The organism is Frischella japonica (genome assembly GCF_014489845.1).
Classification (GTDB): domain Bacteria; phylum Pseudomonadota; class Gammaproteobacteria; order Enterobacterales; family Orbaceae; genus Frischella; species Frischella japonica.
Window position 1 is genome coordinate 1 of record NZ_JABURY010000011.1, and the last position, 20,906, is coordinate 20,906.

Below are 20,906 nucleotides of genomic sequence, written 5' to 3' on the forward strand. Positions count from 1 at the left end.
AAAGACGTTAACATTATTTGAATGCCGGTAAGCTACCGGCTAATGTACAATAATTGCTAGCGCAGTTAATCATACAGGTTGTTATTTCGATGACACAAAAAGAAAAACACCACAACTTATCGATTGAATACTATTTTAGGAAGGGAATATGAACTATCGTTTACCATTATTATTTTCAATTGTTTGTTTTATTTTATTATGGGTGATAACTATATTACAATTCAAATTTTTAACCATTTTACCGTTAGAGACAATTATTGATAGCATTCTTGATTCAGGAATACGACTGCTAACGTTTTTTTTCTTTTTTCTGTTATTGAGTTGTATCTTTTTCAATCAGCAAAAGTTGTATTTGTTAACCACTAAAAACTATCAGCTCACAATCATATTAGCGATTGTTTTTTCGGTTATTTTCTGTCTGACTGAATTTTTACTCCGTGAATTTTCGCTAAAAATAATTTCATCAACGTTATGGGACTCTATGTTCAATTCAAGTTCCGAGTTAGATTTTAGTACTTATGACCCCAGAGTTATGCTACTGGTTTTTTCCACCATACCCCAACTATTTAATATTGCTTGCATTTTACCTATTAGTGGATTAATTCTTTATGGTTTAGCGTTATTAAATAAGGGTTACTTTGATATACCGATATTTGAAAATAGCCAACCGTTTCAGTCGCAACAGATTGTTAATCAAAATACAGCTAATCCCAAAATAGGGAAAGCATTGCCAAAATTGTATGGGATGATATTTAGTGCATTATTTTGTGTAGTAACGCACGGTATAATTTGGTATTTTTATAGAACTTTTTTTTATATATTTGGAGTAACAATTCATTTTGCAGAATATATCAATATAATCCTACTGTCGGGTTTAGTGACTACACTAGCAGATTTTACTCTATTATATATCACAACGCAGAATTCAGTTAAACGTATTTATCAATGGCTCCCAACAAGTAGTTTATTAAGTGCTAGTGCATTTACTATAGTAGTCTTTATTTTGGTAAATACTATTATCTTGATTGGTTTATCAATATCTCTGGCTATATCACACTCACTTTCTTCATTTCTGTGTTGGTTTATCGTCTTACGGTATATTGCGCTCTATTTGATAAGTCGTTTTTTCCTTAAACGCTCTTTTGGTTAACTTGTTGAAAATTTTATTTTTACTGTTTTATGACAGTTCGCCCATAACCAAAGACGTTAACATTATTTGAATGCCGGTAAGCTACCGGCTATTGTACAATAATTGCTAGCGCAGTTAATCATACAGTTTGTTATTTCGATGACACAAAAAGAAAAATGGCATAACTTAGCCATGGGATATAATTTTAGGAAGGGAATATGAACTACCGTTTACCATTATTATTTTCAATTGTTTGTTTTATTTTATTATGGGGGGTAACTTTATTACGACTCAATTTTTTTTACACTTTACCGCTAGAGACAATTATTTATAGCAGTCTTACTTCAGGAATGAAACAGCTAACGTTTTTTTGGTTTATTCTGTTATTGAGTTGTATTTTTTTCAATCAGCAAAAGTTGTATTTGTTAACCACTAAAAATTATCAGCTCACAATCATATTAGCGATTGTTTTAGTTGTTATTTCATATACAGCTAACATTTTAATATACTCATTTGCAGTAAATTTAACTAAATCAATATTATTAAAATATCAAGCGAGTTTTGATTTATATGAAAATGACCCGAAGTTTTTTCTGTTGATTTTTCAAATAGCAGCACTTTTTACTTTTATTGCGCGATTACATATTGAGGGATTTGTTCTTTATATTTTGATTGCGCTAAGTAAGCGTTTTTTTGACATCCCGACAATTGAAAACAGCCAAACGTTTCAGTCGCAACAAATTGTTAATCAAGATACAGCTTATCCAAAAACAGAGAAAGCATTGCCAAAATTGTATGCGATGATTTTTAGTGCATTATTTTGTGCAGTAACGCACGGCATAACTTGGAACATTTGCGCATCATTCATTTTTTTATTTAATCTCCCGACAATATCCTATGAGCATTATTTGCTAGTTCATGTAGTTAGTTTTATAGTCATGTTGGTAAATTTTGTAGTAATATATACCGCTGGTCAAAAAGTCATTGTGCGAACCTATCAATGGCTACCAACGCGTAGTTTATTAAGTGCTGGTGCGTTTGCTATAGTGGGCTATATTTTAATCACTATTATTATTTCGATTGTTTTACCAACATTGCTGGATATTTCTAAGTCATCATTATTAATCCTTATTTGGTTTATAGGCTTACATTATTTTGCGCTCTATTTGATAAGTCGTTTTTTTCTTAAACGCTCTTTTGGTTAACTTGTTGAAACTTTTATTTTTACTGTTTTATGATAGTTCGTTCATAACTAAAGGCGTTAACTTTATTTGAATGCCGGTTAATCACCGGCTATTGCATAATAATATAAATTGATGTTCGCGAGTAACTAACTACGACTAGTACTGAAAATAGGGGCGTTAGCTTTACCGCCATTAATTAAACAAATTGCGATTAATGCCTTTTTAAAACACATTGATGAGCAACATGTAATATTACTTGTGCAATCAAGATATGGTTATTTAGTAAAAAATACAGCAAATATGATTATGATATGGTTAAGTGAAACATTAGCAAGTTATCGTTAGCATATAAGTCTATATTAATGTTAAAGCTTAATTGGACAAACACATTCTCCCCCTTCAGATATCTCAAGTATTCTTTTTGATTAAATGTGATTAAGCTGGAAAAATGGTTAACAAAATTAGTAAAGCCGCGGTTATCTTAATTTTTTAAAGCAAAAAATGATGAAAGTATTAATCCTCTGTAATATAATGACCCAGTTTCAAATATTGACAATTATTGATTAAGAGGAAGTAATATGTTTTCTGGTGGTAAAGGTGGTCTGGGTAATTTGATGAAGCAAGCGCAACAAATGCAGACACGCATGCAGAAAGTTCAGGAAGAGATAGCACAAATGGAAGTAACTGGAGAGTCTGGCGCTGGGTTGGTTAAAGTTACCGTAAATGGTGCACATAATTGTCGTCGTGTCGCAATCGATCCATCTTTACTTACTGATGATGATAAAGATATGTTAGAAGATTTGATTGCTGCTGCGTTCAATGATGCGAGTCGTCGCTTAGATGATGCGCAAAAAGAAAAAATGGCACAAGTTACAGGTGGGATGCAATTACCTCCCGGTTTCAAAATGCCATTTTAGAGCATACTAATGCATTACTGTTTACCGTTAGTATTTTCAGCATCTGTTTAGTTTGTGATAGGTTATAGATTTATTTCTCCAAATAAGTTTTTGTTCTACTTTGGCAGAGATTGTTGACTCTTGTAGTGCAGCTGTAAATTGACTAACGTTATTTTGGTTTCTTTTGTTATTGAGTTGTACTATTTTCAACTGGAATAACTTATATTCTTAAATTACTAAAATTAACTGCTGATCACTTCATTGGCTGTTGTTTTTTGGGAAACTTTCAATGTAGCTATGTTTTAATTCACATTAACTGGCAGCGTTCGGCATTTTAATGATATTTGTTTGCTATGTGAAATTATATTGGATGCTATTTTATAAGCTGTTTTTGTTAAAACGCTTCTTTGGTTAAATTATTTATGTTTGATATTTGGATTGTTAAATGCAAATTAGTCCACTTTTAGAATCTTTAGTTGAAGCTTTACGATGCTTACCCGGTGTTGGACCAAAATCAGCCCAGCGTATGGCTTATCACTTATTACAACGTGATCGCCACGGTGGAATTAAATTAGCGCAAATATTGCATGATGCAATGGTAAATATAGGACATTGTCAAGATTGTCGGACTTTTACCGAACAAGAACAGTGTCGAATTTGCGGCAACATCAAGCGACAACAAAGTGGACAATTATGTGTTGTTGAAACACCATCAGATATACTTGCTATTGAACAAACCGGTCAATATAGCGGACGGTATTTTGTGCTACTAGGTCATTTGTCGCCATTAGATGGAATCGGTCCAAACGAAATTGGTTTGGATATTTTAAAACAACGGTTAGCAAATGAATCCATTAAAGAAGTAATTTTAGCTACCAATCCAACGATTGAAGGTGATGCGACGGCTAATTTTATCGCCCAAATGTGTGATCAATTCAATATAGTCGCAACACGTATTGCTCACGGCGTGCCAGTTGGTGGCGATTTAGAAACCGTAGATGGTACGACATTATCTCATTCATTTTTAGGTAGGCAAAAAATCGATCTTTCTTAATAGTATTTTATTACTGCCTAAAATAGTATAGAAGTTCTATTCATAATACAAATATGATGGTATATAACGGTGATAATTCCAGAAGATGGTAATGAAAATTTTTAAAATTTATGCTACCAATCCACTTTGAATTATGATTCAGTTTTGAGAGATTAAATTGATGATAACAAAAATTAAGGAGCCAAATATGACTTATAAAGCGGTTGCGTTTGATATGGATGGGACTTTATTAAATAATCAACGAATCATTCTACCGGAAACCGTTAAGGTATTAAATAAACTTAAGCAAATGGGGATTAAAGTTATTTTAGTTACCGGACGTCATCACTCCATGATTTATCCTTATTATCATCAATTACAATTAACCACTCCTGCTATTTGTTGTAACGGCTCATATCTTTATGATTTTGAGAAAAAAGCCTATTTCGATGCCAATCCATTAACAAAAGATCAAGCTAAAAAGTTGGTTAATTTAGTTAACCAGTATAAAATTCATACTTTGGTATATACCGATCAATATATTACTTATGAAGTCCTTGATGATCATCTTCTAAGTTTATTTGAGTGGACAAAAACTTTACCACCTCATTTGCAACCCGAATATGTAAAAGTCGATAGTTTTATGACATTAATCGATAATGCTAAAGAAATTTTTAAATTTGCGACCAGTTCACATGACATTCCAGTTTTACAAGCATTTTCTGCTGAGCTTGAAAAACAAGGTGATTTTGAATGTGAATGGTCCTGGGTCAATCGTGCTGATGTTGCTGCAAAAGGCAACAGTAAAGGAAGCGGTTTAGCCAATTGGGCAAAACATGAAGGAATTCCCTTAGAACAAATTATTGCGTTCGGTGACAATTATAATGATTTATCAATGTTAACTATGGCCGGTTTGGGCATTGCAATGGGCAATTCCGATGATGAAATCAAACAACAGGTAGATCGGGTGATTGGTGATAATAATAGTCCGAGTATTGCTGAAGAGTTGAGTCGTATTTTTTTATAAATGTTAGATATTCTTTATCAAGATGATTATCTGATTGCAATTAATAAACCATCTGGTTGGTTAGTGCATCGTAGTTGGTTAGATAAGCAAGAAAAAGTGGTAATTATGCAGACGCTGCGTGATCAAATCGGGCAGCATGTTTATCCTGTTCATCGCTTAGATCGCCCTACGTCTGGTGTTTTACTATTTGCTTTATCAAGCCAAATAGCTAATTTAATGGCAACCCAATTCGCTATGCATCAACCGCGAAAAATTTATTATGCCGTAGTACGTGGATATGTCAATCAGGCAAATATTATTGATTATCCTCTAGTCGAAGAACTCGATAAAATTGCTGATAAATTTAGTCATAAAAATAAACCCGCACAATCTGCAATTACGCATTATCGTCCCTTAAGTCAAATTGAGATTCCCATGGCAGTGGGTAAATATTCAACAGCACGTTACAGCTTAATTGAATTAAAACCGTTAACCGGCCGGAAACATCAATTACGGCGTCATATGAAACACATTTTTCACCCTATTCTTGGTGATAGTAAACATGGCGATCTACATCAGAATCGAGCATTTAGTGAGTTTTTTGCCATACATCGGTTAATGTTACATGCCAGCGAGTTAACATTTATACATCCAATTACTCAGCAAACTATCATAATTAATGCCCCAACTGGAATTCAATGGCAAAATATTATTACTCAGTTTAAACCATTAGTTGACTAAATATTGTTCTAAATTACGGAACAATTATTTATTTAATGATCAACTGCAAGCCATCATCACGAGATATATCGTTATGCTAATATCATTAAAGCTAAATTTGCGATAAACTAAGGCTATTGCCAGCTATTGGAGAGATTGCAATGTATAGTAATTTTGTTCCAACACATTTATTGCCTTACGCTGATCAGCTGATTGCTGATCTTAAAGCATTAGATGCAAAGCCGTCATATTGCCCATATTGTCAATATAATCAATTTTATTTAGTTCATGATCATCCTAAATATTACCGTTGTAAGGCTTGTCATAAAGGGTTTAATCGAAGTCTAAATACCCCTTTCTATCGTTTAACACCCATTGAAGATTTACCCGTCATTGCCATACGTCGGTTGTGTGGACAAAGTTTGTTTATGATCCGTGAAGAATTAAATTACAGTATTGCGGTTGTGAAAAATCGTATTCAAGCGATTGATAGGTATATGCAAACTGTTTATCCCGAGTTATTTCAATGGAGTCAAAATTTTATTTATGCTCCCAAAAATGAGCTACCACAAATTATTATTCAACAGGTTAATGAATTAAAAACATGGATTAATGACCAGCTTAATGTTACACATGCGAATTGCCCTTATTGTGGCTCAATGAAAACAAATCGCATAACTGAAAAACGTGCGCAATTTCGTTGTAATCAATGTTGGCGATATTTCAGCTATTTGAAAGGAACTGGGCTTGAACATTTACGGCACAGTGATAAATGGTTTTTAATGATCGATTTGTTAGCAAGAGGAAAAAACGTTGATGAGATGCAACTCGATTTAGGTTTATGCCGAACAACTATCTTTAAAAATAGAAAAATTTGGTTAAAAATAATTCAACATCAAGGGTTGCTAGTTTTACATGAATGGATTTTAGGACGAAAGAATTAGCATTGGTAATTTCAATATTATGAGATTTAAGCGTTATTTTGTTAGCAAATAAATTTAAAGCCTAAAATTTAACAATGTGCCATAAAATTTTTATCCCAAAATGCTGTGGTTTACTTGATAAAATATAAATAAAATTGAGAATGTTATGAATAAAACAACGATTGATTATATCGCTATCGGTCAACGATTACGCGCTTATCGAATTGCGGCTTCATTAAAAGCGGAGGATGTAGCAAAGCGTTTAAACATTTCTCGAGCAGCGGTTTATCGTTTAGAAAAAGGTGAACTCATTAAAATTGAAACACTTGATCGCCTTGCAGTTTTACTCGATACATCTTTAACAAGTTTATTAGGTGTTGATAATGAATACTATTCTAGTGGAGATGGTTTCTTCGAACGAATGAAACAATTAGAAGAACAATCCAGCCATATAATGTCTCATTTTGATCCATTTTCGTTTCTATTAATGTCTGATAATTATTTGCAACATTTAGCAACAATGTTAGCCGAGGCAAATCTTCCACAAGATAGCGTAAAGATCGCTGCGACATTAGCTATTTTAAAAGAACGTAAACAAAATTATCTAACCCATTTTCCACGGATTTTGAATCTTATTGGTTTGCAGAATGTAGAACATTTGTTACATTTAGGGTTAATCGGCAATATGAATGTTTCTTCTGAGCAACGAAAGCAACGTTGTTATTTAGCAAAGCAAGAGGTATGTCATTTAATTGATCTATTAGAGTTACATGGTAATAAAATTGAAATTGCGATTACCCAAGAAAGTATTCCATCGTTAACCTTCCAGATTTTTTATCAGCAGCAGCAACCGCTGGCTTTAGCGGTAAGTCCCTTTCGTTTAGGTGAATTACCCAATGTTACCACGGGAATTGCTTCAATCACCGCTTCACATGAGGCGATTAAACGCTACCAACAATTGTTTCATCGATTATGGCAAAATAGTGCTAAAAATCAGCAAGCAATCGATTTGCTAAAAACCACAGTAATGCGTTATGAGTAAATCGGTTGAAAAATAATCTGACTGATAAATTGTGTAATCAAAATTAAGATTAATAGACGTGGATCCTTGCAAGAACGCTTAAGATTAACTATCTAACATATATAATTATGTATTATGCATTTTTAGTGTCATTGCGATTACCTCGATTAAGATTAAGAAATAATCGTTCATATAGTCAACTTAAAAAATAACAACGAATAATATTATTAGCTACTTATCTAATAAATCTCTACAAAAGCTAACGTAATTGTTAGGAGAAAATTTAATGATTGATTGCTATAATGAGCAGTAAAATGTTTTGGTAATAAAAGCTTGCTAAGCGATGAAAGGGCTCTAATAAAAATAGCGGATGATTTAAAAAAACAGACCACTTTAACACTACGCAGTGTTCAAGATAATCGACCATCGGTTGTAACTGTTTTATGTTTTTGATTTAAATAGCGTATCTTTAATGATAACGAGTCAGCACGCAAAGATTATGCTATTTAATCAGCAAGTTGCCGATACTGTTACCAATCAAACGTTTTTTATAGGTAAAGTTAAAGTGTTTAGTATCATGGGGTCATTTCATTATTGTATAATCAAGCAGAAAAAACTCGACAACGTTTTAGACTATGCTATTTAGTAGCACATTTTATACCAACACCGATAGGGAATATTAAGATTGATTATTTAAAAATGATGAATAATAGCTTGGGCTTTACCCAAAAAGTATTGACAAAAAATCGCTAAATAAGATGCTAATGTAGCATCAATTTAATACTTTATGAATAGCGATGTATCTAAATTGTTAACCAAAATCAATTATATCAACTGATGAGGTAAATTAAGTTGAAAATTATTGTCGCTATTACCGGAGCAACTGGTGCACCGTTAGCTATCAAAGTGATTAAACAATTAAAAGAGCTTAATGTAACAGTACATTTAATTGTATCGAAATGGGGTAAAACTACGATTCAGCATGAATGTGATATGAGCTATCAAACACTATGTGATATGGTAGATGTAGTGCATTCAGTAAATGATCAAAGTGCATCGATAGCGAGTGGTTCTTTTAAGACGGATGGTATGATCATTGTGCCATGTAGTATGAAAACATTGGCAGCGATTCGATGCGGATTTGCTGATAATTTAATTAGTCGCGCCGCCGATGTCATCTTGAAAGAACGTCGGAAACTAATTATTGTTCCTCGCGAAACACCATTAAGTACAATTCATCTAGACAATTTGTTCTATCTATCCAAACTGGGGGTAACAATCATTCCGCCAAATCCGGCATTTTATCATCATCCTCAAACAATTGATGATATTTTAACGGATATTGCGGTGCGTATTTTGGCACAATTTGATTTAAATCATCCGAGCGCAAAAAGTTGGCAAGGATTGCATGATCATCAATAATGTCGAAAATTATTGGCTAACCATGATGTAGATTCAATTTCTTTCGGAATAACCAAAAACTTATGATTTTCATAAATAAAAGCGATAATGATTTTATTGAGTTATCGGTGTATTCCTTCTACAATGCTCTATATTTTAATAAATAAGGGAATATTGATGGCTGATTCATATAATGAAATTACCTTACAACCGATAGAATTATTTTCTGGTACGATCAATTTACCAGGTTCTAAAAGTGTATCAAATCGGGCTTTATTACTTGCCGCGCTATCTAAAGGTACGACACGTTTAACCAATTTATTAGATAGTGATGATGTTCGTTATATGCTAGATGCTTTAACAGCATTAGGGGTTCATTATCAACTTTCTGATGATAAAACCATTTGTGATATAACTGGAGTAGCAGGATTCTTTACCGTTGATAAACCCTTAGAACTTTATTTAGGTAATGCTGGTACTGCGATGCGTCCATTAGCTGCAGCTTTGTGTTTAGGAGATAATAATATCGTTTTAACTGGTGAACCCAGAATGAAAGAACGCCCAATAAAACATTTAGTCGATGCCTTACGTCAGGGCGGTGCTAAAATTGACTATTTGGAGAATGATGGCTATCCTCCTTTGCAGATTCATGGTGGATTTAAAGGCGGAGCAATTCAAGTTAATGGTTCGGTATCTAGTCAATTTTTAACCGCATTATTAATGGCCTCTCCACTAGCTGCACAAGATACCGAAATTACTATTATCGGTGATTTAGTATCAAAACCGTACATTGATATTACCATTAAAATGATGGCAACTTTTGGGGTTGAGGTGAAAAATTATCACTATCAAAAATTTGTGATCAAAGCAGGCCAACATTATCTCTCGCCAGAAACCTATTTAGTTGAAGGTGATGCGTCATCTGCTTCATATTTTTTAGCCGCCGCAGCTATTAAAGGTGGAACTGTACGTGTCAGTGGCATTGGTAAACAAAGTTTACAAGGCGATACCCAATTTGCCAAAGTGCTAGAAGAAATGGGCGCCAAAATTACTATGACAGATGATTATATCGAATGTCGTAAAGGCGAGTTAAACGGGATCGATATGGATATGAATCATATTCCCGATGCGGCAATGACCATTGCAACTACGGCTTTATTTGCTAAAGGACCAACGACGATTCGCAATATTTATAATTGGCGGGTTAAAGAAACCGATCGTTTAGCTGCCATGGCCGCAGAATTAAGAAAAGTTGGTGCAGAAGTAGAAGAGGGGCAGGACTATATCACTATTGTACCACCCGTACAGTTAAAATACGCGAAAATCAAAACCTATAATGATCATCGTATTGCAATGTGCTTTTCTTTGCTCGCATTATCTGATACACCAGTAACCATTTTAGATCCCAATTGTACAGCCAAAACCTTTCCAACTTATTTTGAGCAATTTGCCAAAATGAGTAAAATTAAAGGCTAATCAATAAATCTCTTAAGCAAAGCGCAGTGGAATTAATAACAATTTACTGCGCTATTTCATGCAATCTATTAGCAAAGTTACTTACATACAAAAACGTTGAATTAATTTTTGTAATGTTGCTTTAGTTGGTTTGAGATAACTCATATCAACAAATTCATCAGGTTGATGAGCTTGTTCAATCGATCCCGGTCCGAGAACAATAGTCGGTGCAATTTGATTTAAAAATGGTGCCTCAGTACTATAATTTACAGTTTGTGCGGATTGATTAACGAGTTTTTCAACTTCCTGCAAGGCAGGATTATCATGTTGGCATTCATAGCCAGCAATAGGATCGACTTCATAAGCAATATCAATGCGATTTGGATATTGATTCCTAATGGGTTGTAAAGTTTGGCATAAAAGATCATAAAGTGAATGAATATCCATTTCAGGTAAGGCTCGGATATCCATAATAAGCTCACAACAACCACAGATCCTATTTGCAGCATCTCCCCCTTTAATAATCCCTAAGTTCATCGTTGGGTAAGGAACGGCGAAGCTGTTATTATGATATTCATTTTTTAATTTTTGTTTTAATTCTAACAATTTGCCGATTACCAGATGCATCACTTCGATGGCATTGATACCTTTCTCAGGATCGCTAGAATGTCCAGATTTGCCTGTTATGCGGATGACATTTGAAACAAATCCTTTATGAGCGCGGATTGGAATTAATGAAGTTGGTTCACCAATAATGGTACAATCTGGTTGTAATTTAGCGTGTTGAGCAAAATACGCCGCACCAGCCATTGTAATCTCTTCATCAGCCGTTGCTAAAATATGTAAGGGTTTGGTAAGTGATTTTAGATCGATATCGCGTAGCGATTCTAAAATAAAGGCAAAAAAACCTTTCATATCAGCGGTACCTAAACCATACCATTTATTATCGAATTCCGTCACTTTAAAAGGATCTTTTGTCCACAGACCTTCATCGAAAGGCACAGTATCGGTATGTCCACTCAATAATAATCCCCCCAGAGTATCATTAGTATTATTTGAATAGGTTGCTAGTAAATTATATTTATCACGTGTATTTGGGATGGGGGTGAGAATAATTTTAAATCCTAAATCAGCCAACCAATTGGCCAGTTTTTCCACCAATAATTTATTTGAGTAATCTAACTTAGCGTCAGCTACATTACTTATTGTTGGAATGGTGATAAGCTCATTATAAATTTCAATAAAAGACGGTAGTTTCATCATTTTTATAGGTAATGGTTAATCAGTGAGAAAATATATTATATAACAAAAAATAATCAATACTTAATTGAGCAATTTATTCCTTATTTATGCAAACAAAATCATTTCATAATAGATTAAAGAACTATTCTTATTGTTAATAACTTAGGTAACCATTAAAAGCCGCATGATTAAACGATCGATAATTTATAAAGTTTAAACATTAATCAACGGCATTCAAAATTGCAAAGTGAATAAATTATATAAAATATCAATTTAACATGAACAAAAAATAAGATGCTCTGCCAGACTAAATTAATTTAGTTCAGTTTTTTAGACATCTTTAAACATAAGCTCCTATCTCTTCAGTTATAGATTTACAAATTGGCGAAAACATTAAATGTTACTAATGGATAAAAGGGACTTGTTAAAGGTATTTATCAGCGAGCTGTAAGTCATAAATGCGCTAGAGTTATGGAATGGTAGAATCATTTTCTAAACCAGGATCATCAATTAAAAAATTTTATCCAAGATCTGATAGCAACGTTTTTAGTGCAAATTATCCTGTATGGATGACAGCAAATTAGATTGTACTGCAAATGAGATGGCTATTAATTTTTAAAAAATGCATCGTTGATGCAAATCAATAGTTTGTAGGATTATTTATTATTATCTATCCGAACAATAGCGGGGCGTGAGTTACAATATATATTCAATTAATGAATTTGTTATAAAACGATTAGGATTAATTAATCATTTAAAATGAACGCTATTATGTGAAAGATAATAGCGTTCATTCATTTTGCTTTATTCTGAATTTATTACTACTATTATTATAGTTACATATCGAACATTGCATTAGTTATAAAGATAAAATGATATTATCTGCTTAAAGTTAAAATGGATTATTGATAATAAATCATTTAGCTGAGCATTTATACACATCTCCAGCCATTACTGCATCAGTAGGAGCAATTTCGGAAATATATTTCATACTGGCATCCTGAGCTTGGTAAACAACATTACCACCTAATGCAGCCGCTTTATTAAGGAGATCTGCTGCGGCATCTTTCATTAATTCACTGTGAGTTTTAGTGCCAGAAAAAAAGGTATTACGACGACCTTCAACCTTACCTAAAAATTGGCAATGATCATCAGGTTTAGTATCAATAAATTTCACTTGTTGTGCTGCTGGAGAAAGTTGATAGTTTGAACCACAACCATTAAGCAAAAGAACAGAAACAGAAGTAATAGCAATAACAAAGAGCCCTTTTTTTATAAACATATTGTTTTCCTTTTTTAAATTGATCAGAAACAGTATTTAGCAGTTAAATTATTGTATCAAGTTAATGGATTAAGAAAAGTTTAATTACAAATCTAATTTAAAATTCCCTATTATTCACACTTAAAAAGTAGAATAAATAATCAAACTATCAATTTTTAGCGAATAAAATCTAGCAAAATAATTTTAACTCTATTATAATCGCAACCCTACTAACTTAGTAACACATCACTAAGGCCCCTTAGCTCAGTTGGTCAGAGCAGTCGACTCATAATCGATTGGTCACTGGTTCAAGTCCAGTAGGGGCCACCATTAAACACCTTGATTTATATAACCATTTAACCATTACTTACATTTATTTCAGTGTTGCCGATTGACCTTTGTGCCGTAAATGTGACGTTATTTGCAAATTCGAGCATATGATCAGCGTTTAAATGAGCGTACTTGTTGACCATCTCTAACGTTTCCCATCCGCCAAGATTTTTGAGCGTATAGAGTGGTGTGCCGGCTTGTACATGCCAACTTGCCCAAGTATGACGCAAGTCATGGAAATGAAAATTATCAATTCCAGATTGCTCACATGCTTGCTTAAAGTCTCTTCGATCAATATCATAAACACGTCGATTAGTTGAGCGAGTAAAAACATATTCACAATTATTTCTAAGTCTTAGCTTTCTTATTAATTCGATAGCATCATTATTTAGTAATAAAGCTCTGGCTTTCCCCGATTTTGCATTTTCATTTGTCACGGTAGCCACACGATTAACAAAATCAACATTATGCCATGTCAGCGTAAATATCTCACTCATACGAGCACCTGTAGATAACGCAAAAAAACAAACATCTTTCATCCATTGCAACCGTAAATTGTGAATCAATAAATTTGCTTTTTCTTTCGTTATCCATCTAACACGAACTTTAGGCTCACTATAACGAGGAATATAAGGAACAGCATCAATCCAATTCATTTTATATGCTAAACTAAAAGCCCTTAAAATAGTTGAACGGTAACGATTTTTAGTACCGTTTGCTATTTGCTTCTTAGTGTCTGCGTGAAAATTTGGTATACTATTCGTTAGTTCTTCGCCAGTAATACTTGACAAGTCTCTACCCGAAAAGATTCTTAAAAAGTATTCTGCGTGTGCTTGTTTATAGTCAAATCTCGCTTGGTGTTCAGCATCTTTTAGCATTAATATAATTGCTTCTTCAAAAAGTCTTTTAGGCTTTTTGTTGAGCTTTGTCATTTCCCATAATTCAGCTTTTAGCCTGTCATGGTATTCTAACGCTTGCCTTTTGTCTGTCGTACCAGTAGAGCGCCTAACTCTCGATCCATCTGGCGCTTGGATATCAATGTGCCAGAATTCACCGCGTTTCTTGATTGACATTTTTTACCTCCTTTTTCAGAGGTTAGCCGATTCGCATTATGATTTGCTTTGAACTTTTCTTCAAATTCTTTTTTATCGGCTAACCATTTACCAGCTCTATTTTCTGATTTAGATTGACATGAAAAACCGTATTCGAGCTTTCTCTCATAGAGGTATGTATATGATAGTTTGGATATTCTTGACGCTTCCTTTAGTGTGATAATCTCCATAATTACACCTCACAACTCAATATCATTTATGCATTCATTACCCCACGCATCCCAACCGTTTACGTTCTGACGGGCAAACAATTCAACCCTCGGTACATTTCCGTATAATTGAACTATTCGGTCTCGTGCCTCCTGAGGTTTTGCGCTATGCGCCCCAATCGGGGCTAAAATTATCTGGCTAACTGATTTATTAATTCGTTGAATGCCTTTACCTCTAACAGCTATCAAACAATCCTCACTATTTGCACGAGTATAATTACCTAATCCAAATCTCAATTGATCATTAATTAAATTAAAGACATCCTCAGAATTCATACAACTGTGTTTTTTTAGTTGTTTAGTTATGTTTTGATGATAATTTTTATTTAATTTCACCCATGTAAACAATTTCATAGTTTTAACCTCAAAACCCCAATGAGTGGCTAGCGCATCAGCTTGCCTTGCAAATGCAGACGTATACCACATAATTAATATGCTGTTATTATCTGCTATTGATTTTATGTTTAGTGATTTAAGTTCTTGGAATGTCATAGTGGGGTAGTGATTTTTTGTGGCAGCTCTTGTTGATTGATTCGAATATTGCCACGGCGGATCGGCGTAAATTAGATTGTATTTTTTCATATGCTAACCCTATATTGATCAATTATCGTTAAATTCTTTTTCAGTCATATAACCAAGATAATTAACTGAAGTTATAATCATATTTTCAACATCATCAACATCTTTCTTTAATAATTCCCAAATACAATTAAAGGTTGTTTGTGTTACATTTATATTATTTTTTGATATGGTTTTACACCCATACCCATCTTTACCATTTGTGCATTGAAATTTATATGCAAATAAGAAATAGTGTTGCTTGCGTTGTTTAAATTTCTTTTTCATTTAAACCGTACCCCTACTTTCACCTGTCCCCGACATTATTTGACGTGGTTTCATTGATCACCTCTACGAACGTATCATCGCTGACAGCATCTACACTAAACGCTAATGATTTGTTGATATTGATTACGATGTTTTCCATTGTCGTTTGATTGCGTGCTATAACATATTCATCATCATAAAATTGTTGCAAAAACCTTGTTCCTACCTGATTTTTAATTTCAGCAAACCTTATGAATTTAAGATTTTTTAGTTTTTCATTAATGTCCTTGACGTTAACCCATTCGTCCTGTTTTGAAAACGCTAACGACTGATTAACCATGCTCCGCATTGGCAAGATTTCGGTTTCAATAAATTCAGCAATCATTTTTTGCTGTTCTTTAGTGTAGTTAGTCATTTTTGGTCCTCAATTTGATTCATTAATTCTTGAGTTCCAAGCTGATTGTGCATCAGCTTTAGTTTCTCTAAATCGACCCATTGCTCCGCAATTGTTACATTCCACTGCATAGCAGTTGTGGTCGATACATTTAACAGATAAATCTTTACTACCGCAAAATGGGCAGGGTTTTAATTGTTTAGTCATAATCATTTCCTTTAGATAGCACTTTACCGATATGAGCCTTAACTTCTTTCATTGTTTGAAATGAAACGTAATCAGCGCATGGCGTTTGATAGTCCTGTATACTTTTATAAACAAGATAACCAAAATTAAATTTAGCTACATAAATGCCACTATCATGTAGCCATCCGTTGTTTCGCACCTTAGTTAGTTTTGATATATTTTCACCAATAGTTATTAGATATCTTGTGAGCTGTTATATGCGCAGTCATCACACATAAAATATAGGGTATTGTCATAGTGGAGTTCGTGCGCGTAAGGGTCAGTTCGTAGTTCAACCGTTAACGAAACTTGATTACATATTTCACAAATATATTCCGTTTCTTTGTCATATAAATCTTTTAGATGACAATGTGTTTTGTTTAGCTTCATAATCATTTCCTTTGATAATAGTTATCGAACACTAAATAATCAGCGTGAGAATTGAAGTTAAATTAATAGAATAGGGTGGTTGTTCAGTCAGTTATTAAAAGGTTTAATGTGGATTTTTATTACAAGTGTTTTGATTCAAAAATAAAGTAATTAAGTTTCTTTCTGCACAACAAAACAAGATAACGTCAACAATTTTTTATCTGTGTTGCGCGCTTTTTTTAATTCACATTCAATATTTTGCCATTTTTTTAAACCGATTTTTAAAACTGTGGAATAGTTATAATTACCAGTTAAAATGCTTTCTTTACTTAAACCTAAGTTGTACGCTTCTTTTACTGTTGAGTGTAGTTTTTTAAAGTCATCTAGATATACATTGATTGATTGCTCTTCAAGTTGGACAAAAAAATTGTCTTTTGATAATGATATATTTGCCTTGAATATTAAATGTTTTTTTCCTGTTTCCGTTATAATAATTGAAAAAGGGGGCTGCGGAGGGTTAAGTAAACACTGTTCAAGTTCAGCTCTGGTCGGCATAATCCATTTATTATCATTAAATATGTGACTAAAGAAAACCCAATTAGCTAAGTATGGCTCTTTACCTTCTTTTATCGGGAAATATGGGCTATTACCATGCTTTTCACAAGCTTCGACCCATGCTTCCTTTTTCATCAGACCAACGCAAGCGCAACATACAGAATTTGACGTGTTGTTTTTTGCTAAACTTACATCAGTAAATGATGAAGTTATTGCATCTTTTATTGACCATGAATTTTCATTTAACTTGCCGCTACACAACCAGCAATGCTCATCATTGTGTTTATTTTTTTTTGGCGGTATAAAGTCATTCATTTTTAACATGTTATACCATATTGTTTGTGTATTAGACATACTCGCTCACCTCCGGATAAATTTCCTGCAACTTCTGAAAAGCTTGCAGATCTCTTTTTTTCAAACGTTGAAGCATCTCTTGCCTTATGCCAAAATTTGCGCGCGGTATTCTGCTTGTTGTGCGCTCTTGAAAACCTTCGATTTTGTAGATTTGGAGTGTTGGTAATTTATGTAAATATATGTATGCTGCAATGTCTTCGGTACTAAAATAAGCAAGAGGGCAGATACGATAAAAACCTTGTTTATTTTTATAAATAACACCGTCTTTTAATAGCGTTATTCTACGTCCCTTAGATTCATCTATACGCAATCCGACAAAGGATCCATTTGCTTCATGAGTTAATTTATCAAACCGATCCTTTACTTTTTCATCCAGCGTTAATCTGCTGAGATTGATTATTTTAATGTTTGCATTTAACTTTTCCCATTCGGCGATCACATCATTAAAGTTATGTATTAAGTTTGTTTCATCCCACGATATAAATCTCGCTTCAATGTCTGGCTTCTCTTGCATAACAAGATGTAATAAAACCGCACTATCTTTACCAAAAGAACATGAAACAATAGGTTTATCACAGAGCGATAAACCATTTTTAATTATCTCTTTAGCTACTTGCAGTTTTCGCTTGAAAGACGGCATTTTAGCCCTGATTTTAGCACATTCAATATCAATCATTTCTTGGTATCACACAATCAAATTTATTTACTGAAATTGTTGCAGGCGGTCTGATAGCCCAATTAACATACAACCCTGTAACGTTATTTCTTTCTGCAAACTCAATCGGCAAAGGGCGGTATAGCCGTGGCTTACTGTTTTCTTCTACCTCGACAACTTCCCATTTACTGACTGCCCCAAACCCTGCCCGACGTGCCCCACCGATGTGGGTTATCATTTTTAAATATTTTTCAATTTCTTCTTTATCCCCAATAACGAACCAATCTACCTTTTTAGTTATAAAAAAGGTTTTAGAAATCATCGCATTGCGATATGCTCCTTTTGTTGTTTCAACTTTCTTTACGTTTTGAAGCATTGTTTCCGCCTCAAACGTATTAAATCGGCGAAATAAATGTTTATCTTGCGTTGATTCTATTTTAAAAATAGGCATAGAACACTTGTACCACCACATATCTAAAAAGTGTTCTTTTTGAAATGGCAGATCATCTAAAGGTTTCATATTATTTGATGATTGTGAATAAACGAAATCGTCAAACCCAAGTTCATTCATTTTTTTTGCATATCCGACGATTCCGTCTATTGATAATGCCCATTCATAAGCAGCAGAAAAGCCTTGTGTTAAAAATGCAGTAATTCTTAAATGTTTCATATGTATACCTTATATGTCTGTGATATCTACAAGATTCATCATGCTCAACCCAAATCCTGCTCCTTGACCAAATCCCCTAGCTATTTTGTTTTCAAATCGCTCAGCATCAAGTATTGTTAATGAGCCAAAAAAGAGGTACTGGCTCCACCTCATTTTTTCTCCATTTTTCTTCTGCAATGATTTTGGCTTAAGTGTTGTGTATTCAACATAGTTTATTTTTGCTATATCTTCGAACACTCGCGAAAACCACTCTTTTAAATGTGAAGCGCTATAATCTTGAGATTTTATTGTTCTTGTTCTAAATCTGCGTTTGGGTGGGCAGGCGATAACTTTAAAAATTAATGTACTGTTATTTAACAATTTAATTTCGGTTGTCTTAAAATTCGGTTTTACTGTTGATAGCATATGAACAACATTATTTACTGAACTAAAACAAAACGGGCGCTGCTGCTCGTTTTCAAATAATGTCCACAACACTTGATGGGCGTGATAATCATCTGTGCCTTCAACCATCTTTATTTTTGTTAAAAACATCTTAAACCCCCATAATTTCACCGATTTTTGAAGTTTTTATATTTGCTTTAATTTCTAATAAATGCTTTTGATATGAGGCAATTTTTTCTTCAGCGAATGCTGATAGCTCGGTTGAAGATGAATTTATTCGAATAACATCATGGTTTTCATTCGTTTGAGTATTAACGATGTAACACTCATAATCGACAAGTCCATGACCTTTATTTGATTGCCCTCCGATATATGGCAATTCAGAAAACATTTGAAAGGCTGCAAACAGGGCACCTAGTTCGATATCAGTAACACTCATTAAGTCAATTTGATGCATCAAGCTAACACCTGAAACTATTAATTCAGATGTCATTATCATTTGGGTTGCAACATCTTTTTTCTTTTTGCGCTCTTCCTCGCTTAATAAATGTAAGTCATCGACCTTGATGTTATGAATTAACTCAAGTTTTTTGCTGTCATCCATCCTCGTGAAGTTTTTTTCTGTTGTTAAATCACTATATGTAATTTTTTTAGCTAATGAATGAGCGGATTCAGGCAAAACCGGTAACGCTTCGACGCAGACAGGGTAGGAGGATCCTACCTTTATTTTTCCTGAAATAATTTGGCTGCCTATGCCTCCACCAAATAAAGAAAATGAAGGTACAGATTCTCTAATTTCTTTCGCTTTCGCAATGTTAATTGTTTGCTCACCACCAATTTTCCCACCGCTATAAAGTAAATGGAAAAAATCAAGGCTAACAGAAACGCCGAGTTTCTTTAAAAGATAAGTCGCGCATAAATCTCTTAACTGTCCGCGCCATGCATTTCCTGAATAAGAGAAAACCTCCTCGATTGTTCCGTCGGGCTGCAATATTGCGTCTTGTGAAAGATAGCTATTAGTGCTAATACTTTCTGAAATATGAGAAAGTGGCGATCTGGTTGTAAAAATTCCGGTAATTCTATAATTGTTCACTTTCTGCCTCCGCTACTAATTTTCCTTCAATAACTTTCTCGCGCTCCAACCTGTCGCGCACAAGAAGAATTATCCATTGAGTATTATTTTTAAATAAATTAATGATTTCACTAGATTTAAACTTTTCAATTTCGTTAGTCATGAAATGACGCATTGATTCACCACTGCTCTCTATAAAGCAATCTCCTACTTGAAGTAAACGTTGGTTATTAAGTGCTAATGACATCCAACGAGGATTGATTGCATCGCAATCCATTTTTTTTGTAAATTTGGATATGAAATCCGGAATGGTTTTGCTTCTCTTTGCTGATGATTGCACAAACCTGGTTATACGATCCCACATGTCAGTGCTAACTTTAAACCTTTGAATGTTTCTACTCCTATAAATTACATAAACCAATAACGCGGAAAACGCTGCGTTATTGTCATCTGTATCAAAATTATTAATCATTTTATTCTC

25 protein-coding genes and 1 tRNA gene are annotated in these 20,906 nt (G+C 33.7%); 12 read left to right on the plus strand and 14 right to left on the minus strand.

Annotation, left to right across the window (positions count from 1 at the left end):
• Positions 1-148: 148 nt before the first annotated feature.
• From FcAc13_RS04925 to aroA, 11 genes are all read left to right on the plus strand, one after another.
• On the plus strand, positions 149-1,150 hold the full coding sequence (locus tag FcAc13_RS04925) for a hypothetical protein (RefSeq protein WP_187755101.1): 1,002 nt from the start codon (positions 149-151) through the stop codon (positions 1,148-1,150).
• 197 nt (positions 1,151-1,347) lie between these two features.
• Positions 1,348-2,334, plus strand: coding sequence for a hypothetical protein (locus tag FcAc13_RS04930; protein ID WP_187755102.1), 987 nt, complete (start codon positions 1,348-1,350; stop codon positions 2,332-2,334).
• Between the two features lie 557 nt (positions 2,335-2,891).
• Positions 2,892-3,230 (plus strand): YbaB/EbfC family nucleoid-associated protein, encoded by a 339-nt coding sequence (locus FcAc13_RS04940; RefSeq protein ID WP_187755103.1) that lies wholly within the window; start codon positions 2,892-2,894, stop codon positions 3,228-3,230.
• A gap of 424 nt (positions 3,231-3,654) precedes the next feature.
• Entirely contained in the window at positions 3,655-4,263 is a 609-nt protein-coding gene (gene recR / locus FcAc13_RS04945) for a recombination mediator RecR (RefSeq protein WP_187755104.1), read from the plus strand.
• A 187-nt stretch (positions 4,264-4,450) separates the two neighbouring features.
• Positions 4,451-5,269 (plus strand): pyridoxal phosphatase, encoded by an 819-nt coding sequence (locus FcAc13_RS04950; RefSeq protein WP_187755105.1) that lies wholly within the window; start codon positions 4,451-4,453, stop codon positions 5,267-5,269.
• Entirely contained in the window at positions 5,270-5,989 is a 720-nt protein-coding gene (truC, locus tag FcAc13_RS04955) for a tRNA pseudouridine(65) synthase TruC (RefSeq protein ID WP_187755106.1), read from the plus strand. It begins immediately after the preceding gene.
• A 140-nt stretch (positions 5,990-6,129) separates the two neighbouring features.
• On the plus strand, positions 6,130-6,912 hold the full coding sequence (locus FcAc13_RS04960) for an IS1 family transposase (RefSeq protein WP_187755107.1): 783 nt from the start codon (positions 6,130-6,132) through the stop codon (positions 6,910-6,912).
• 145 nt (positions 6,913-7,057) lie between these two features.
• Positions 7,058-7,933, plus strand: a complete 876-nt coding sequence (locus FcAc13_RS04965) for a helix-turn-helix domain-containing protein (protein WP_187755108.1) — start codon at positions 7,058-7,060, stop codon at positions 7,931-7,933.
• Positions 7,934-8,384: 451 nt separating this feature from the next.
• Complete coding sequence (locus FcAc13_RS04970) at positions 8,385-8,558, plus strand: hypothetical protein (protein ID WP_187755109.1); 174 nt, start codon at positions 8,385-8,387, stop codon at positions 8,556-8,558.
• A 206-nt stretch (positions 8,559-8,764) separates the two neighbouring features.
• Entirely contained in the window at positions 8,765-9,334 is a 570-nt protein-coding gene (locus tag FcAc13_RS04975; RefSeq protein WP_187755110.1) for a UbiX family flavin prenyltransferase, read from the plus strand.
• A 156-nt stretch (positions 9,335-9,490) separates the two neighbouring features.
• Positions 9,491-10,789 carry a 3-phosphoshikimate 1-carboxyvinyltransferase gene (aroA, locus tag FcAc13_RS04980; RefSeq protein WP_187755111.1) on the plus strand — a complete coding sequence of 433 codons (1,299 nt, stop codon included), beginning with the start codon at positions 9,491-9,493 and terminating at the stop codon, positions 10,787-10,789.
• Positions 10,790-10,870: 81 nt separating this feature from the next.
• Here aroA and argE read toward each other — a convergent pair whose 3' ends face one another.
• Together argE and FcAc13_RS04990 are read right to left on the minus strand one after the other, a co-directional pair.
• A complete protein-coding gene (gene argE / locus FcAc13_RS04985; protein ID WP_187755158.1) occupies positions 10,871-12,028 on the minus strand; it encodes an acetylornithine deacetylase in 1,158 nt (385 codons plus the stop codon).
• An 898-nt stretch (positions 12,029-12,926) separates the two neighbouring features.
• The gene (locus FcAc13_RS04990; protein WP_187755112.1) at positions 12,927-13,292 is read right to left on the minus strand and encodes a DUF4156 domain-containing protein; all 366 of its coding nucleotides are present in this window, start codon (positions 13,290-13,292) and stop codon (positions 12,927-12,929) included.
• A 232-nt stretch (positions 13,293-13,524) separates the two neighbouring features.
• On the opposite strand from FcAc13_RS04990, the gene FcAc13_RS04995 reads away from it, so the two are divergent.
• Positions 13,525-13,601: transfer RNA gene (locus FcAc13_RS04995), tRNA-Ile, on the plus strand.
• A gap of 26 nt (positions 13,602-13,627) precedes the next feature.
• On the opposite strand, the gene FcAc13_RS05000 is transcribed toward FcAc13_RS04995, so the two are convergent.
• The 12 genes from FcAc13_RS05000 to FcAc13_RS05055 form a co-directional block, all read right to left on the minus strand.
• Complete coding sequence (locus tag FcAc13_RS05000; RefSeq protein ID WP_187755113.1) at positions 13,628-14,674, minus strand: tyrosine-type recombinase/integrase; 1,047 nt, start codon at positions 14,672-14,674, stop codon at positions 13,628-13,630.
• Between the two features lie 218 nt (positions 14,675-14,892).
• Complete coding sequence (locus tag FcAc13_RS05005; protein WP_187755114.1) at positions 14,893-15,504, minus strand: MT-A70 family methyltransferase; 612 nt, start codon at positions 15,502-15,504, stop codon at positions 14,893-14,895.
• An 18-nt stretch (positions 15,505-15,522) separates the two neighbouring features.
• Positions 15,523-15,768: a hypothetical protein gene (locus FcAc13_RS05010; RefSeq protein WP_187755115.1), complete on the minus strand. Its 246-nt coding sequence runs from the start codon at positions 15,766-15,768 to the stop codon at positions 15,523-15,525.
• A gap of 19 nt (positions 15,769-15,787) precedes the next feature.
• The gene (locus tag FcAc13_RS05015; RefSeq protein WP_187755116.1) at positions 15,788-16,162 is read right to left on the minus strand and encodes a hypothetical protein; all 375 of its coding nucleotides are present in this window, start codon (positions 16,160-16,162) and stop codon (positions 15,788-15,790) included.
• Between the two features lie 9 nt (positions 16,163-16,171).
• Positions 16,172-16,348, minus strand: coding sequence for a Lar family restriction alleviation protein (locus FcAc13_RS05020; RefSeq protein ID WP_187755117.1), 177 nt, complete (start codon positions 16,346-16,348; stop codon positions 16,172-16,174).
• Positions 16,349-16,561: 213 nt separating this feature from the next.
• Positions 16,562-16,756: a hypothetical protein gene (locus FcAc13_RS05025; RefSeq protein WP_187755118.1), complete on the minus strand. Its 195-nt coding sequence runs from the start codon at positions 16,754-16,756 to the stop codon at positions 16,562-16,564.
• A gap of 150 nt (positions 16,757-16,906) precedes the next feature.
• Complete coding sequence (locus tag FcAc13_RS05030; protein WP_187755119.1) at positions 16,907-17,644, minus strand: hypothetical protein; 738 nt, start codon at positions 17,642-17,644, stop codon at positions 16,907-16,909.
• Positions 17,637-18,320: a phosphoadenosine phosphosulfate reductase domain-containing protein gene (locus FcAc13_RS05035; protein WP_187755120.1), complete on the minus strand. Its 684-nt coding sequence runs from the start codon at positions 18,318-18,320 to the stop codon at positions 17,637-17,639. Before FcAc13_RS05035 ends, FcAc13_RS05030 begins: the two co-directional genes overlap by 8 nt.
• On the minus strand, positions 18,313-18,969 hold the full coding sequence (locus tag FcAc13_RS05040; protein WP_187755121.1) for a hypothetical protein: 657 nt from the start codon (positions 18,967-18,969) through the stop codon (positions 18,313-18,315). Before FcAc13_RS05040 ends, FcAc13_RS05035 begins: the two co-directional genes overlap by 8 nt.
• A 9-nt stretch (positions 18,970-18,978) precedes the next feature.
• The gene (gene cas6e, locus FcAc13_RS05045; protein WP_187755122.1) at positions 18,979-19,503 is read right to left on the minus strand and encodes a type I-E CRISPR-associated protein Cas6/Cse3/CasE; all 525 of its coding nucleotides are present in this window, start codon (positions 19,501-19,503) and stop codon (positions 18,979-18,981) included.
• Position 19,504: 1 nt separating this feature from the next.
• A complete protein-coding gene (locus FcAc13_RS05050; protein WP_187755123.1) occupies positions 19,505-20,446 on the minus strand; it encodes a hypothetical protein in 942 nt (313 codons plus the stop codon).
• Complete coding sequence (locus tag FcAc13_RS05055) at positions 20,433-20,897, minus strand: hypothetical protein (protein ID WP_187755124.1); 465 nt, start codon at positions 20,895-20,897, stop codon at positions 20,433-20,435. The genes FcAc13_RS05050 and FcAc13_RS05055 overlap by 14 nt, the downstream gene beginning before the upstream one ends.
• Between the last annotated feature and the right edge of the window lie 9 nt (positions 20,898-20,906).